This is a genomic window from Bradyrhizobium ottawaense (genome assembly GCF_900099825.1).
Classification (GTDB): Bacteria; Pseudomonadota; Alphaproteobacteria; order Rhizobiales; family Xanthobacteraceae; genus Bradyrhizobium; species Bradyrhizobium ottawaense_A.
In genome coordinates this window covers 7,371,779-7,384,203 of the sequence record NZ_LT629693.1, presented here as the reverse complement: position 1 = coordinate 7,384,203, position 12,425 = coordinate 7,371,779, and the positions used below count along the sequence as shown (strand labels likewise).

The window sequence follows — 12,425 nt, the reverse complement described above, 5'->3', positions numbered from 1 at the left end:
CCACCGTCTTTTGGCAGTCGGAACCGGCGCGACCCGGACCCGAAATTGGCACTTAAACCAATATAATTCAATAGTTTATGTGCCATTCCTCGTCAAATAAGGCAACCACCTCAACCGGAATGTGGCCCAACCGCCGGCTGAAACAGCCAGTCAGTTTCCTTTGGGCTTCTTTTTGCCGGTTTTTTTCGGCTCGACCTTCAGCGCCTTCAGGGCCGCAAACGGATGATCCTCGGGATCGGGGGCCTCAACCAGAGGTTCGAAAACCGCGTCGGGTTTGCGCGGATACGGATTCACCGCGAGATACAGCGCATCGGTGGCGATCCTGCCGAGATCGATGATGCCGTTCTCGATCGCCTCCAGCGGGTCCGGCGTATCCCCATCGCTATGCTCCGCCTCGTCGATCAGCGCGGCCATTTCCGGGATCTGGTCCGGCGGCGCGAAGGTCAGATCGATCGGCTCGTCGATGTCGCTTTCCATCGGTTCGAGCGTCACCACGCAGGTCTGTCCGATCCGCGCCCGCACGCGGCCGGCGACGTGGTAGCGGCCGCCGCTCTTCGGCGTCACATCGAAGGAGGCCTGCGCCGACAGCACCTCGCGCAAATCGCCGATATCGGCGATCGCATGGCGGACGGCCTCGTCGGCCCGGAGGTCGCGATGCAGTCCCGTGTCCGGGATTTGCGCGACCGCCAAAGGGACGCGCCAGGGGTCTGGTTTCTGAGGGTCTGGTTTCCGAGGATCAGGCTTCTCTGTCATGTCACTCTTGCTCATTGCCCCGAGTCCACGCGGTCGGGCACAGGAAACTTCGCCGAACCGCCCAACAGCGCCGCATCGTCGAGGCCGTCCAGGGCGGCGATGGCCGCCTCGGCATAGGCTGCGAGGCGGCCGGCCTTCTCGATGTGTTCGCCGTTCAGGATATTCTTGCACAGCGCCTGCGCCAGCGCCTCACGGCCTCCGGTCAAAGCGAGATCATAGGCCGCGGTCCGGCCGTAAAAGGCTTCCCCGAAGGCCTGCATCTTCTTCGGTACGGTGAGGTCGCCGACCCCCATTTCGCGCAGATTATCGTCCATATCGTTGCAAAAATGGTCGAACAGCGCCTGCGACAGGGCCGCGCCACCGGCAGCCGACTTCAACCGCCGCAGAACCAGCCACAAATGCAGCAGCAGCAGGTCAAAACGGCCGTTAACCGTATCCGGCACCGCCATTGCCCGATAAAACGACGGTTCTCGCGCCTGCGTCACGATCATGCCATAGATGGCTTCAATGGTGCCGCGCAGGGGCGAGCGGGGTTTCCTGAAGTGATTGAACGGCCAAAGCATTGTGGGTTCCGGACGCGAACCCCCAAGGTTTCCTTGTTGAGAGCCGCGCATGTTGCAATCCTGCGTGCTGCCCGGTACGTCAACGCCTCGCGCGATGCAAGAGGACGGGCAAGTTCCTGATATGACTGAAACGAGCCACAGAAGCCGATGCGCGCCCTCGCCGCGCCGCCTGACCGCGCGCTGGCGCGGTTTCCGCGCGGTCGCCGCTGTCGCCCTGATGTGCGCGGCGCTCGGCGCCTGCACCGGCGAACAGTTCCAGAAGGGCTACATCCTGCCGCCCGGCGCGCTCGAGCAGATTCCGATGGGCGCCAGCCAGGATCAGGTGCTGATCGTGATGGGAACGCCCTCCACCGTCGCCACCCTGAACGGCGAGGTGTTCTATTACATCTCGCAACGCTCCGAGCGCAAAGTCGCCTTCATGAACCAGCAGGTCGTCGACCAGCGGGTGATCGCGATCTATTTCGACAAGAATCGTCAGGTGCAGCGGCTCGCCAATTACGGGCTGCAGGACGGCAGGATCTTCGACTTCATCAGCCGCACCACGCCGACTTCCGGCCAGGAGCTCAGCTATCTGACGCCGCTGTTCAAGCTGCTCAGCTTCAACTAGAGCCTTATCGGTTCTGATTGCATCAGAACCGCGCTCTAGTCTTTTGTTCTGACGCGTTTTCTTTACGCGAACCGGTCCCACTTCGCTCGAAAACGCTATAGGCGCCCGCTCCGCTGACGCCCATCGAACGAAGCGCCTGACCGCATCTTCCATGCCGTAGGCGCCGGACCTGCGCCAAGTCGTCCGCTTGCCCCGTTGGCGTGAGGTCCCTACGCTCCCTGCAAAATAACGATTCAGCAGGGAGCGAACGGGTGACCAGCAAAGTTTTTTCTCGCCGCCGCGTCTTGACCGGGGCTACGGCCATTTCGGCCGCGGCGATCTTGCCGCGCACGAGCCTTGGCGCCGACTGGCGGCCGACCGAAACCGTCCGCGTCATCGTACCGGCCGCGGCCGGCGGCACCACCGACGTGATGGGACGGCTGCTGGCGGCGCATCTGCAGACCGCGTGGGGCCAGTCCGCGGTGGTGGAAAACCGCTCGGGCGGCGGCGGCACCATCGGCACCGTCGAGGTGATCCGCCAAAAGGGCGACGGTCACACCATCCTGATCGGCAATCCCGGCCCCAACGCCATCGCCTACAGCATCTTCCGCAACCTGAACTACAAGGCGGACCAGTTGCAGGCCGTGTCCAACCTGATCCGGACACCGAACATCGTGTCGGCGCATCCCTCGACCGGCATCAAGTCGATCGCCGAACTGATCGCCTACATCAAGGCCAACCCGGACAAGCTGAACTACGCTTCCTCGGGCGTAGGCCAGAGCCCTCACCTCACCGGCGCCTGGTTCCTGCAACTGACCGGCCTCAAGATGGTGCACGTGCCGTTCCGCGGCGCGGGTCCGGCGCTGCAGGCAGCCCTTGCCGGCGACATCCAGATCCTGTTCGACAACCTGTTCCCGTCGCTTCCGCAGACGCAGGAAGGCAAGCTCACCGCACTCGCCGTCACCACGCCCGAGCGCAGCGCCGCGGCGCCGAACATTCCGACCATGCGCGAGGGTGGGCCCGAGCTGGCGAAATTCGATGTCTCGTCGTGGTTCGGCGTCTTCCTGCCGAAGGCCGCGTCTGCCCCTGTCGTCGATGCCCTCAACAAGGAAATCAAGACGATGCTCGAGCGAGAGGATGTCAAGAAGACCATCGCGGCTATGGGCGCGCGCCCGGACTGGGGCACGCCGCAGCAGTATTCTGATTTCGTCCAGGCGGAGACGGTGAAATTCGCCGAGATCATCAAGCGCGAAGGCTTGCAGATGGACGTCAACTGAGGTCGCGGCTTGAGCCTGTTCGGTTCTGATTGAATCAGAACCGGTCTCTGGTCTTTTTTTGACGCGTTTTCTTGACGCGAACCGGCGTCCACTTCGCTCGAAAACGCTATGGCTACGACGACTTGTTGATCTTCTTGACCTTGGCGTCGGTGGCTTCGATCGCCAACGCCAGTTCCAGGATCGCCTTCGACAGCAGTTCGGCGGCTTCCTTCTGATCCTGCGACTTGGCGGCGCGGAGCGCGTAATTCCGGGCGGATGAGAGCGACATCGGTTGATCTCCGTGTTGTCAGTGTCGGGTTCGCAGCGAGTGCTGATTTGTAGGGTGGGTTAGGCGAAGCCGTAACCCACCTCTTGAACACTTTGGTGGGTTACGCCTTCGGCTAATTCACCCTACGCAGGAAAAGCAAAAACCCCGCGGCTTGCACCGCGGGGTTTTCATTTTGATCGACCGTCCGAAGCTTAGTGCGCCAGGATCGCCAGCAGCAGCAGTGCCACGATGTTGGTGATCTTGATCATCGGGTTGACGGCGGGGCCCGCCGTATCCTTGTAGGGATCGCCGACGGTGTCGCCGGTCACGGCTGCCTTGTGGGCGTCGGAGCCCTTGCCGCCGTAGTGACCGTCCTCGATGTACTTCTTGGCGTTGTCCCAGGCGCCGCCGCCCGAGGTCATCGAGATCGCGACGAACAGACCGGTCACGATCACGCCGAGCAGCATGGCGCCGACGGCCGAGAACGCCGCCGACTTGCCGGCCGCACCGCCGCCCGCGATCGCGAAGATCACGAAGTAGACGAAGATCGGCGACAACACTGGCAACAGCGACGGGATGATCATTTCCTTGATCGCCGCCTTGGTCAGGATGTCGACGGCCCGGCCGTAATCGGGCTTGTCGGTACCCTGCATGATGCCGGGCTTCTCACGGAACTGACGCCGCACTTCCTCGACGATCGCGCCGGCCGCACGGCCGACCGCGGTCATACCCATCGCGCCGAACAGATACGGCAGCAGGCCTCCGAACAGCAGGCCGACCACGACGTAGGGATTGTTCAGCGAGAAGTCGGGCAGCACGCCCTGGAAGTAGGGATACTTCGCCGCGTTGGCGATGAAGAACTTGAGGTCTTCATTGTAGGCCGCGAACAGCACCAGCGCGCCGAGACCGGCGGAACCGATCGCGTAGCCCTTGGTGACCGCCTTGGTGGTGTTGCCGACAGCGTCGAGCGCGTCGGTGGCCTTGCGGACCTCCTTCGGCAGACCGGCCATTTCGGCAATGCCGCCGGCGTTGTCCGTGACCGGGCCGAAGGCGTCGAGGGCGACGATCATGCCGGCCAGCGCCAGCATCGTCGTGGTCGCAATCGCGATGCCGAACAGGCCGGCAAGGCTGTAGGTGACGAGGATGCCGGCGATGATGACGATGGCCGGACCGGCGGTCGATTCCATCGAGATCGCCAGACCCTGGATCACGTTGGTGCCGTGACCGGTGACCGACGACGCCGCGATCGACTTCACCGGACGATAGTCGGTGCCGGTGTAGTATTCGGTGATCCAGATGATCAGGCCGGTGACGACGAGACCGACGATGCCGCATTCAAACAGCGCCATGCCGGTGTATTTCACGCCCGCCAGCGGACCGAAACCGATCAGCCAGTTGATGACGCCGCCAACGGCCAGCAGCGACAGGACGCCGGTCACGATCAGGCCCTTGTACAGCGCGCCCATGATGGACTGGCTGGCGCCGAGCTTGACGAAGAAGGTGCCGATGATCGAGGTGATGATGCAGGCGCCGCCGATGGCGAGCGGCAGCGTCATCATGTTCACCAGCAGCGGCGAGGTCGCGAAGAAGATCGCGGCGAGCACCATGGTGGCGACCGCAGTCACCGCATAGGTCTCGAACAGGTCGGCGGCCATGCCGGCGCAATCGCCGACGTTGTCGCCGACGTTGTCGGCGATGGTGGCCGGGTTGCGCGGATCATCCTCGGGAATGCCGGCTTCGACCTTGCCGACGAGATCGCCGCCGACGTCAGCGCCCTTGGTGAAGATACCGCCGCCGAGACGGGCGAAGATCGAAATCAGGGAAGCGCCGAAGCCGAGCGCGACCATCGCGTCGATCACGGTGCGGCTGTTGGCAGCAAGGCCCAGCATCTGCGTCAGATAGGCGAAATAGATGGTGACGCCGAGCAGCGCCAGACCAGCCACCAGCATGCCGGTGATCGCACCCGCCTTGAAGGCCAGTTCAAGTCCGCCGGCCAGCGAGATCGTCGCCGCCTGCGCGGTGCGCACGTTGGCGCGAACCGAGACGTTCATGCCGATGAAGCCGGCAGCGCCCGACAGCACCGCGCCGATCAGGAAGCCGACCGCGACGAGCATGCCGAGGAAGTAGGCGAGCAGCGCGAAGATCACGACGCCGACCAAGGCGATCGTCATGTACTGGCGCTTCAGATAAGCCTGCGCGCCTTCGGCGACCGCGGCTGCGATCTCCTGCATGCGCGGATTGCCGGCGTCCGCTTTCAACACGGAAGCCGTCGCCCAGATGGCGTAAACGATCGAAAGCGCTCCGCAGAGCACAATCACCCATAATGCTGTCATTGACGTTGCCTCAGATTTTCTTGAACTACCCCCACGCCTTCTCCGCGAACGCGGCAGGCGCATAAAAAGGAGGCCCACCCTGCCCAAAAGGGCGGCCTCAAATTTGGCGGGACCATGCCAAAATCGTCTCCCCGGCGCAACGCCGGGAGCCGCAAAAAACGTCGATTTTCGAAAGGAATCAGGGGTAAAACCCCGTCGAATTGCCGCGCTGACCGAGGCCGGGCGCTTCGATAGCTGCAAAACGCAAAAACCCGCCCAACCCCTTCTCGGGACGGGCGGGCTCACTGGCCGTTTCAGTACATCCGTGAAACGACCGTTGGCGTTAGGCCAGCGACAGGTTTTCCGCGCTTACCTTGCCACGCATCTTGTCGGTCTTCAGTTCGAACTGAACCTTCTGGCCTTCGGCCAGACCGCCGAGACCGGCGCGCTCGACGGCGGAGATGTGAACGAACACATCCTTGCTGCCATCGCTCGGCTCAATGAAACCGAAACCCTTTTGACCGTTGAACCACTTCACTGTTCCCGTAGCCATTTTCTCTTCTCCAAAGCACATAGGCTTTTTATTCCGCACGGCGATCGCACGGATTCAAAATCCAATCTCACGACGATGTCTCTGGAAGATGCCCTAACAGGCGCGTTCAAAAAAGCTCGGCGGTAATCGAATGCCCGCATAGCTAAAGGTTTCAGCCGAAATTTGCAATGGCTGCGGGAAAATAAAGGGCGCGCACGCGCCAGGGTGGTTACCGCCACAAACATCAGAAATGACTGTAGGACAGCCGTTCCAGCGCGACTTCCCTGCCCTGCTGGTCGATGAATTTCGGCGCCGAGGTTCCCCCGACCACCGTTCCGATCGAACTCACCGCGATGCCGACGCTTTCCGCGGCGACAGCAAACGCCTCAACGCGATCCTCCGGGATCGTGCACAGAATCTCGTAATCGTCGCCACCGGCGATCAGCGCTTCCACCCCGGCAACGCCGCGCGATACCAGATCCCGCGCGGCATCGGACAGCGGAATCGACGCCAGATCGATCACGGCGGAAACACCGGACACGCCACAGAGCTTGGCGAGATCACCCGCCAACCCGTCGGACACGTCCATCGCGGCACTGGCATGCGCGCGGACGATTTCGGCGAGCCTCACGCGCGGCTGCGGCACGCGGTAGCGCCCGACCAGCATCGCGCGCGCGGCTGCGTCACTCGCGGCAGCGTGAACCTTGCCGCCCTTCAGTACGGCAAGCCCCAGCGCGGCATCGCCGATGGTGCCCGTCACCATCACACGCTCGCCGGGCCTGGCCCCGCTGCGGCGAACCATTTTGCCCGCCGGCACGCGACCGAAGGCCGTCACCGAAATCATCGCCGGCCCCGGCGTCGAAACCGTGTCGCCGCCGAGCAGCGGACAGCCGAACTGCACAGCGTCCTCGCCGAGCGCGGTGGCAAATGGCTGCAGCCAGCCTTCGTCGGCGCTGCGCAGCGCCAGCGTCAGCACGAAACCGGCCGGCGTTGCGCCCTTGGCCGCGAGATCGCTGAGGTTCACCCGCAGCGCCTTGCGCGCGATGGTGTCGGGCGGATCGTCGGGCAGAAAATGCACGCCCTCGACGATGGCATCGGTCGTCACCACGATGTCGTCGCCGTTGGCCCTCAACGCCGCGGCATCGTCGTCCAACTGAAATGCGCCCGGGTCGGTCGCGATCGGCCTGAAATAGCGCGCGATCAGCGAATCCTCGCCGGACGCGGGCTTGCCGCTAGCCACGCGCGAACTCGTCGGCGCGGAATTGCCGCGCGATCTGGTCGAGCACCGCGTTGACCATGCCGGTCTCTTCGGGATCGACAAAGGCGTGCGCGACGTCGACATACTCGGAAACGACAACGCGGCCGGGTACGTCCTTGCGGTGCTCCAGTTCGTAAGAGCCTGCCCGCAGCACCGCGCGCAGAATCGCGTCGATCCGCTTCAAGGGCCAGCCCCTCGACAAGGCGTCGTCGATCAGGGGATCGAGCTTGGCCTGATCGCGGACCACGCCGGATACGACGTCGCGGAAGAACGCGGCTTCCGCCGGCAGATAGGTGTCGCCCTCGACCTCGTTGCCGAGCCAATGGCTTTCGAATTCGGCAAAGATGTCGTTGATGCCGGCGCCGCCGATATCCATCTGGTACAGCGCCTGCACGGCAGCGAGCCGCGCCGCGCCACGGCGGTTGGCTTTCTTGTCGGGGTTCTTGGCCGGCTTTTTGTTGTCTGCCATCATCAGGCCCTTGCCAGCCGTCGCTTGATACGCAGCATCGCCAGCGCCGCACGCGCGGCGTCGCCGCCCTTGTTGAGTTCGCTGGCCCGCGCCCGCGCCCAGGCCTGCGCCTCGGTGTTGACGGTGATGATGCCGTTGCCGAGCGGGAATTTTCGCAACACCGCAAGGTCCATCAGCGCGCGCGAGGATTCCATCGAGACGATCTCGAAATGGATGGTATCGCCGCGCACCACGCAGCCGAGCGCGATCGCCGCATCATAAGGCTTGCCGTTATTTTCGGCAGCGTCGATCGCAATTGCGATCGCGGCCGGAACCTCCAGCGCGCCGGGAACGGTGATGACGTCATGCGTCACGCCGGCCGCCTTCAGCTCGGCGACGGCGCCTTCCAGCAACGCGTCCTGAATATCGTCATAGAACCGCGCCTCGACGATCAGCGCGCGCGCGCCTTTGATGTCGGTCTGGTCTTTCAGCGGTGCGCGCCGTGCGTCTGCCATAGTTCAATCCATCTCCGTGCGTTGACAATTTATGTCGGTGCTGATTGTCAACATCGGCGCGTTTTAAGCGCCGTATGACCGCATGTCACTTCATTTCCGACAGCCGCGCCGCGTAGCGGGCCATCAGGTCGACCTCGATATTGACCTCGCTGCCCTCGCGCCAGCCGCCCAGCGTGGTGACGCTGAGCGTATGCGGGATGATCAGCACCGAAAACACGACGTCCTCGACCGTATTCACGGTGAGCGACACCCCATCCAGCGTGATCGAGCCTTTGGTGGCGATGAAACGCGCGAGTTCGCGGGTGGTGCGCAGTTCGAACCGCGCCATATCGGGCAGATCGTCCCGCTTGACGATGGTGGCGATCCCATCGGCATGTCCCGCCACGATGTGGCCGCCGAGTTCGTCGCCGATCTTCAGCGCCCGCTCGAGATTGAGTTTTGTACCCTTGGACCAATATTTTGCCGTGGTCATGCCGAGCGTCTCGGCGGCGGCATCGACCTCGAACCAGGTCTTATCCCCATCGACGCCGGAACCGACCACCGTCAGGCAGACGCCGTTGCAGGCGATCGAGGCGCCATCGGCAATCGTCTTCTGATCGTAGACGCAGGCGATCCGCATGCGGTGCAACTGCCCCTGCGCGGTTGGCGTGAGCTTGGCGATCTCGCCGATATCGGTGACAATTCCAGTGAACATTAGAGTCTCTTTATTGGACCATGATCTTATCGGAAAACCGGTTCCCACTTTTCCGGATCATGGTCTCTCGTAGATGGTCAGAGTGTCGTTTTGCAGCATTTCGCTAGCACGTGTCTTGAACGCGGGCGACCCGGTAATGGCCGACAGGGGCAATGCGTCCAGCGCGGGAATGCCGTCGGCGCCGATGCTCCCCGGTCCGCGCAGCAGCCAGATTTCGTCAACGAGGTCAGCGGCAACGAAGGACGACGCTACCCGCGCGCCGCCTTCAACCAGCAGCCGCGAAATGCCCTTCTCCGACAACGCATGCAACACGGCCGCCAGATCGAGTTCCGGCGGGTTGGCCGTGGCGGCGACGTGGATCACCTGCGCGCCCGCCGCGCCGAGTTTGGCGGCGGCCGGAGCTTCGGCAAGGTCTAACGCCATCACCCACAGCGGCGTCTGGCGCGCGGAATGAACGAGCTTGCTGGTGCCGGGTATGCGCAAGGCGCGGTCCAGCACCACCCGCACCGGCGAGCGCGCTTCCATGCCCGGCAGCCGGCAGTTCAGCAAGGGATCGTCGGCCCGCACGGTACCGATGCCGACCAGGATGGCATCGCATTGCGCGCGCAGCAGGTGCACGCGGGTCCTGGCTACCTCGCCGGTGATCGCTACCGGCTTGTGGCCGGCGGCGGCGATTTTATCGTCGGCGGAGACCGCGAGCTTCAGGATCACATGCGGACGTTTGTTGCGGATGCGCCGGAAGTGCCCGGCATGGTCGCGCGCGGCTTCGGCAGCGCCAAGCCCGACATCGACCACGATGCCGGCGGCGCGCAATTTGGCATGGCCTTGCCCCGCCACTTCCGGGTTGGGATCCTCGATCGCCGACACCACCCGCGCAATGCCTGACGCGATCACGGCATCGACGCAGGGCGGCGATTTGCCGAAATGCGAACAGGGCTCCAGCGTCACGTAGAGCGTGGCGCCGCGCGCAGCTTCACCGGCGCGCTTCAAGGCCTCGGGTTCGGCATGCGGCCGTCCGCCGGGTTGGGTCCAGCCGCGGCCGACGATGACGCCGTCCTTCACCACGACGGCGCCGACGGCAGGATTGGGCCAGGTGCGGCCCTGCCCGCGGCGGCCGAGCGCCAGCGCCAGCTGCATGAAGCGCTGGTCGGCGGCTTTCGCTTCCTTGGATTTCTGGGCGTACTGGTCTTCCAGAATGCGGAAGATCATTTGCGCAACATGGCGACCCGCGCGTCGTCTTCGGCGGAGAGTTCGCCCAGCACGGCTTCAAAGTCCTTGGCCTCGCGAAAATTGCGATAGACCGAGGCGAAGCGGACATAGGCGACGTCGTCGAGCCCGCGCAGATGCTCCATCACGATCTCGCCGATCGCCTCTGAGGAGACTTCCGCCTCGCCGCCGCTTTCGAGTTCGCGCACGATCGCCGAGACCATCTTCTCGACCCGTTCAGGGTCGACCGGCCGCTTGCGCAGGCTGATCTGCAGCGAGCGGACCAGCTTGTCGCGGTCGAACGGCACCCTTCGGCCGTTGCGCTTGATCACGGTGAGTTCGCGCAACTGCACGCGCTCGAAGGTGGTGAAGCGGAAATTGCAGGCGATGCACACCCGCCGCCGCCGGATCACAGCCGAATCCTCGGTCGGACGCGAGTCCTTCACCTGGGTATCGAGACTGTTGCAACTCGGACAGCGCATTCCAAACGACCTTTACCGCGAGACCTTATTGATAGATCGGAAACTTGTCGGTGAGCGCCTTGACCCGTTCCTTGATGGCGGCTTCGACCAGCGGCGCCTTGCCATCCGGCGATTGCGCCAGCGCAGTGAGCACTTCGGCGATCATGCCGCCGACCTGCTTGAATTCGGCGACGCCGAAACCGCGCGTGGTCGCGGCCGGGGTGCCGAGACGAAGCCCCGAGGTGACGAACGGCTTTTCCGGATCGTAGGGAATGCCGTTCTTGTTGCAGGTGATCGCGGCGCGCACCAGCGCCTTTTCCGAGACGTTGCCCTTGAGGCCCTTCGGCCTGAGGTCAACCAGCATCAGATGATTGTCGGTGCCGCCGGACACGATATCGAGGCCGTGGCCCCGCAGCGTCTCCGCCAGCGCCTTGGCGTTCTCGACCACGTTCTTGGCGTAGATCTTGAAGTCCGGACGCAGCGCCTCGCCGAACGCGACCGCCTTCGCGGCGATCACATGCATCAGCGGGCCGCCCTGCAGGCCGGGGAAGATCGCCGAGTTCAGCTTCTTGGCGAGCGCCTCGTCATTGGTCAGGATCAGGCCGCCGCGCGGACCACGCAGCGACTTGTGCGTGGTGGTGGTGGTGACATGCGCATGCGGCACCGGCGAAGCGTGGACGCCGCCGGCGACGAGGCCGGCGAAATGCGCCATGTCGACCAGCAGATAGGCGCCGACGCTATCGGCGATCTCGCGAAAGCGCTTGAAGTCCCAGGCACGCGAATAGGCCGAACCGCCGGCGATGATCAGTTTCGGCCGCACCTGCTCGGCCAGCTTGGCGACCTCGTCCATGTCGATGATCTGGTCCTCGCGGCGCACCGTGTAGTGCGCGGCCTTGAACCACTTGCCGGACATGTTGACGGGCGAACCGTGGGTGAGATGGCCGCCGGCGGCGAGATCGAGGCCCATAAAGGTGTCGCCGGGCTGCAGCAGCGCCAGGAACACCGCCTGGTTCATCTGGCTGCCCGAATTGGGCTGGACGTTGGCAAAGCCGGCGCCGAACAGTTTTTTGGCGCGCTCGATCGCCAGCGTCTCGGCGACGTCGACCCACTCACAGCCGCCGTAATAGCGCGCGCCCGGATACCCTTCCGCGTACTTGTTCGTCATCACCGAGCCCTGGGCTTCCAGGACCGCGCGGCTGACGATGTTCTCGGAGGCGATCAGCTCGATCTCGTGGCGCTGGCGGCCGAGTTCGCCCTTGATGGCGGCGGCGATTTCCGGGTCAGCCTCGGCCAGCGTGGCCTGGAAGAACGAGTCGGGCGCGGAAGCGGTTTTTGCGCTGGAGGATGAGGAGGTCATGGGCCAAATATCTCCACCGCCGCAAGCCCTTAGGGGCAAAGCGGTCGGTCACGTGTGGCGGTCGAAAGAAGCATTTGCGAGATACCACATCGCCCGGAATTGGCCAAGCACTTGCGGTATGGGCCTGATATTTATGCAAGATATGGTGGATGGGGCGGGTTCCAAGCCCGTCGCCCCGGCCTTGAGCCCGGGGGCCATAACCACCGTCGGGAATTG

Annotated in this window: 14 protein-coding genes; 2 read left to right on the top strand and 12 right to left on the bottom strand. The window is 63.9% G+C overall.

From position 1 onward, the window contains the following. Nucleotides 1-150: 150 nt before the first annotated feature. On the bottom strand, nt 151-768 hold the full coding sequence (locus tag BLR13_RS34835; protein ID WP_079587319.1) for a YceD family protein: 618 nt from the start codon (nt 766-768) through the stop codon (nt 151-153). Then, nucleotides 765-1,316, bottom strand: a complete 552-nt coding sequence (locus BLR13_RS34830; protein WP_074832438.1) for a ubiquinol-cytochrome C chaperone family protein — start codon at nt 1,314-1,316, stop codon at nt 765-767. The genes BLR13_RS34835 and BLR13_RS34830 overlap by 4 nt, the downstream gene beginning before the upstream one ends. A 121-nt stretch (nt 1,317-1,437) precedes the next feature. Here BLR13_RS34830 and BLR13_RS34825 point away from each other — a divergent pair, with 121 nt between their 5' ends. Both BLR13_RS34825 and BLR13_RS34820 read left to right on the top strand, forming a co-directional pair. Further along, entirely contained in the window at nt 1,438-1,923 is a 486-nt protein-coding gene (locus BLR13_RS34825; protein WP_074832434.1) for an outer membrane protein assembly factor BamE, read from the top strand. 251 nt (nt 1,924-2,174) lie between these two features. Further along, nucleotides 2,175-3,179: a Bug family tripartite tricarboxylate transporter substrate binding protein gene (locus BLR13_RS34820; protein WP_074832432.1), complete on the top strand. Its 1,005-nt coding sequence runs from the start codon at nt 2,175-2,177 to the stop codon at nt 3,177-3,179. 112 nt (nt 3,180-3,291) lie between these two features. Here BLR13_RS34820 and BLR13_RS41240 read toward each other — a convergent pair whose 3' ends face one another. The 10 genes from BLR13_RS41240 to glyA all read right to left on the bottom strand — a co-directional run bounded on the left by BLR13_RS41240 (nt 3,292) and on the right by glyA (nt 12,209). Further along, a complete protein-coding gene (locus BLR13_RS41240) occupies nt 3,292-3,447 on the bottom strand; it encodes a hypothetical protein (RefSeq protein WP_008129438.1) in 156 nt (51 codons plus the stop codon). A 191-nt stretch (nt 3,448-3,638) separates the two neighbouring features. Then, entirely contained in the window at nt 3,639-5,759 is a 2,121-nt protein-coding gene (locus BLR13_RS34815) for a sodium-translocating pyrophosphatase (RefSeq protein ID WP_074832429.1), read from the bottom strand. Between the two features lie 322 nt (nt 5,760-6,081). Continuing rightward, nucleotides 6,082-6,291 (bottom strand): cold-shock protein, encoded by a 210-nt coding sequence (locus BLR13_RS34810; protein ID WP_074832427.1) that lies wholly within the window; start codon nt 6,289-6,291, stop codon nt 6,082-6,084. Between the two features lie 223 nt (nt 6,292-6,514). Beyond that, nucleotides 6,515-7,510: a thiamine-phosphate kinase gene (gene thiL, locus BLR13_RS34805; protein ID WP_074832425.1), complete on the bottom strand. Its 996-nt coding sequence runs from the start codon at nt 7,508-7,510 to the stop codon at nt 6,515-6,517. Then, a complete protein-coding gene (gene nusB, locus BLR13_RS34800) occupies nt 7,503-7,997 on the bottom strand; it encodes a transcription antitermination factor NusB (RefSeq protein WP_074832793.1) in 495 nt (164 codons plus the stop codon). Before nusB ends, thiL begins: the two co-directional genes overlap by 8 nt. Before the next feature lie 2 nt (nt 7,998-7,999). Next, nucleotides 8,000-8,491 (bottom strand): 6,7-dimethyl-8-ribityllumazine synthase, encoded by a 492-nt coding sequence (ribH, locus tag BLR13_RS34795; RefSeq protein WP_074832423.1) that lies wholly within the window; start codon nt 8,489-8,491, stop codon nt 8,000-8,002. A gap of 85 nt (nt 8,492-8,576) precedes the next feature. Next, nucleotides 8,577-9,185, bottom strand: a complete 609-nt coding sequence (locus BLR13_RS34790; protein WP_074832421.1) for a riboflavin synthase — start codon at nt 9,183-9,185, stop codon at nt 8,577-8,579. Nucleotides 9,186-9,242: 57 nt separating this feature from the next. Beyond that, nucleotides 9,243-10,394: a bifunctional diaminohydroxyphosphoribosylaminopyrimidine deaminase/5-amino-6-(5-phosphoribosylamino)uracil reductase RibD gene (gene ribD, locus BLR13_RS34785; protein WP_074832418.1), complete on the bottom strand. Its 1,152-nt coding sequence runs from the start codon at nt 10,392-10,394 to the stop codon at nt 9,243-9,245. Beyond that, nucleotides 10,391-10,873, bottom strand: a complete 483-nt coding sequence (gene nrdR / locus BLR13_RS34780) for a transcriptional regulator NrdR (protein WP_074832415.1) — start codon at nt 10,871-10,873, stop codon at nt 10,391-10,393. Before nrdR ends, ribD begins: the two co-directional genes overlap by 4 nt. Before the next feature lie 25 nt (nt 10,874-10,898). After that, on the bottom strand, nt 10,899-12,209 hold the full coding sequence (glyA, locus tag BLR13_RS34775; RefSeq protein ID WP_079587323.1) for a serine hydroxymethyltransferase: 1,311 nt from the start codon (nt 12,207-12,209) through the stop codon (nt 10,899-10,901). Between the last annotated feature and the right edge of the window lie 216 nt (nt 12,210-12,425).

What these genes read in the sequence shown, in the direction of transcription:
- BLR13_RS34835 (WP_079587319.1), bottom strand. Translation starts at nt 768, where the DNA reads ATGAGCAAGAGTGACATGACAGAGAAGCCTGATCCTCGGAAACCAGAC.
- BLR13_RS34830 (WP_074832438.1), bottom strand. Translation starts at nt 1,316, where the DNA reads ATGCTTTGGCCGTTCAATCACTTCAGGAAACCCCGCTCGCCCCTGCGC.
- BLR13_RS34825 (WP_074832434.1), top strand. Translation starts at nt 1,438, where the DNA reads ATGACTGAAACGAGCCACAGAAGCCGATGCGCGCCCTCGCCGCGCCGC.
- BLR13_RS41240 (WP_008129438.1), bottom strand. Translation starts at nt 3,447, where the DNA reads ATGTCGCTCTCATCCGCCCGGAATTACGCGCTCCGCGCCGCCAAGTCG.
- BLR13_RS34815 (WP_074832429.1), bottom strand. Translation starts at nt 5,759, where the DNA reads ATGACAGCATTATGGGTGATTGTGCTCTGCGGAGCGCTTTCGATCGTT.
- BLR13_RS34810 (WP_074832427.1), bottom strand. Translation starts at nt 6,291, where the DNA reads ATGGCTACGGGAACAGTGAAGTGGTTCAACGGTCAAAAGGGTTTCGGT.
- nusB (WP_074832793.1), bottom strand. Translation starts at nt 7,997, where the DNA reads ATGGCAGACAACAAAAAGCCGGCCAAGAACCCCGACAAGAAAGCCAAC.
- ribH (WP_074832423.1), bottom strand. Translation starts at nt 8,491, where the DNA reads ATGGCAGACGCACGGCGCGCACCGCTGAAAGACCAGACCGACATCAAA.
- BLR13_RS34790 (WP_074832421.1), bottom strand. Translation starts at nt 9,185, where the DNA reads ATGTTCACTGGAATTGTCACCGATATCGGCGAGATCGCCAAGCTCACG.
- ribD (WP_074832418.1), bottom strand. Translation starts at nt 10,394, where the DNA reads ATGATCTTCCGCATTCTGGAAGACCAGTACGCCCAGAAATCCAAGGAA.
- nrdR (WP_074832415.1), bottom strand. Translation starts at nt 10,873, where the DNA reads ATGCGCTGTCCGAGTTGCAACAGTCTCGATACCCAGGTGAAGGACTCG.
- glyA (WP_079587323.1), bottom strand. Translation starts at nt 12,209, where the DNA reads ATGACCTCCTCATCCTCCAGCGCAAAAACCGCTTCCGCGCCCGACTCG.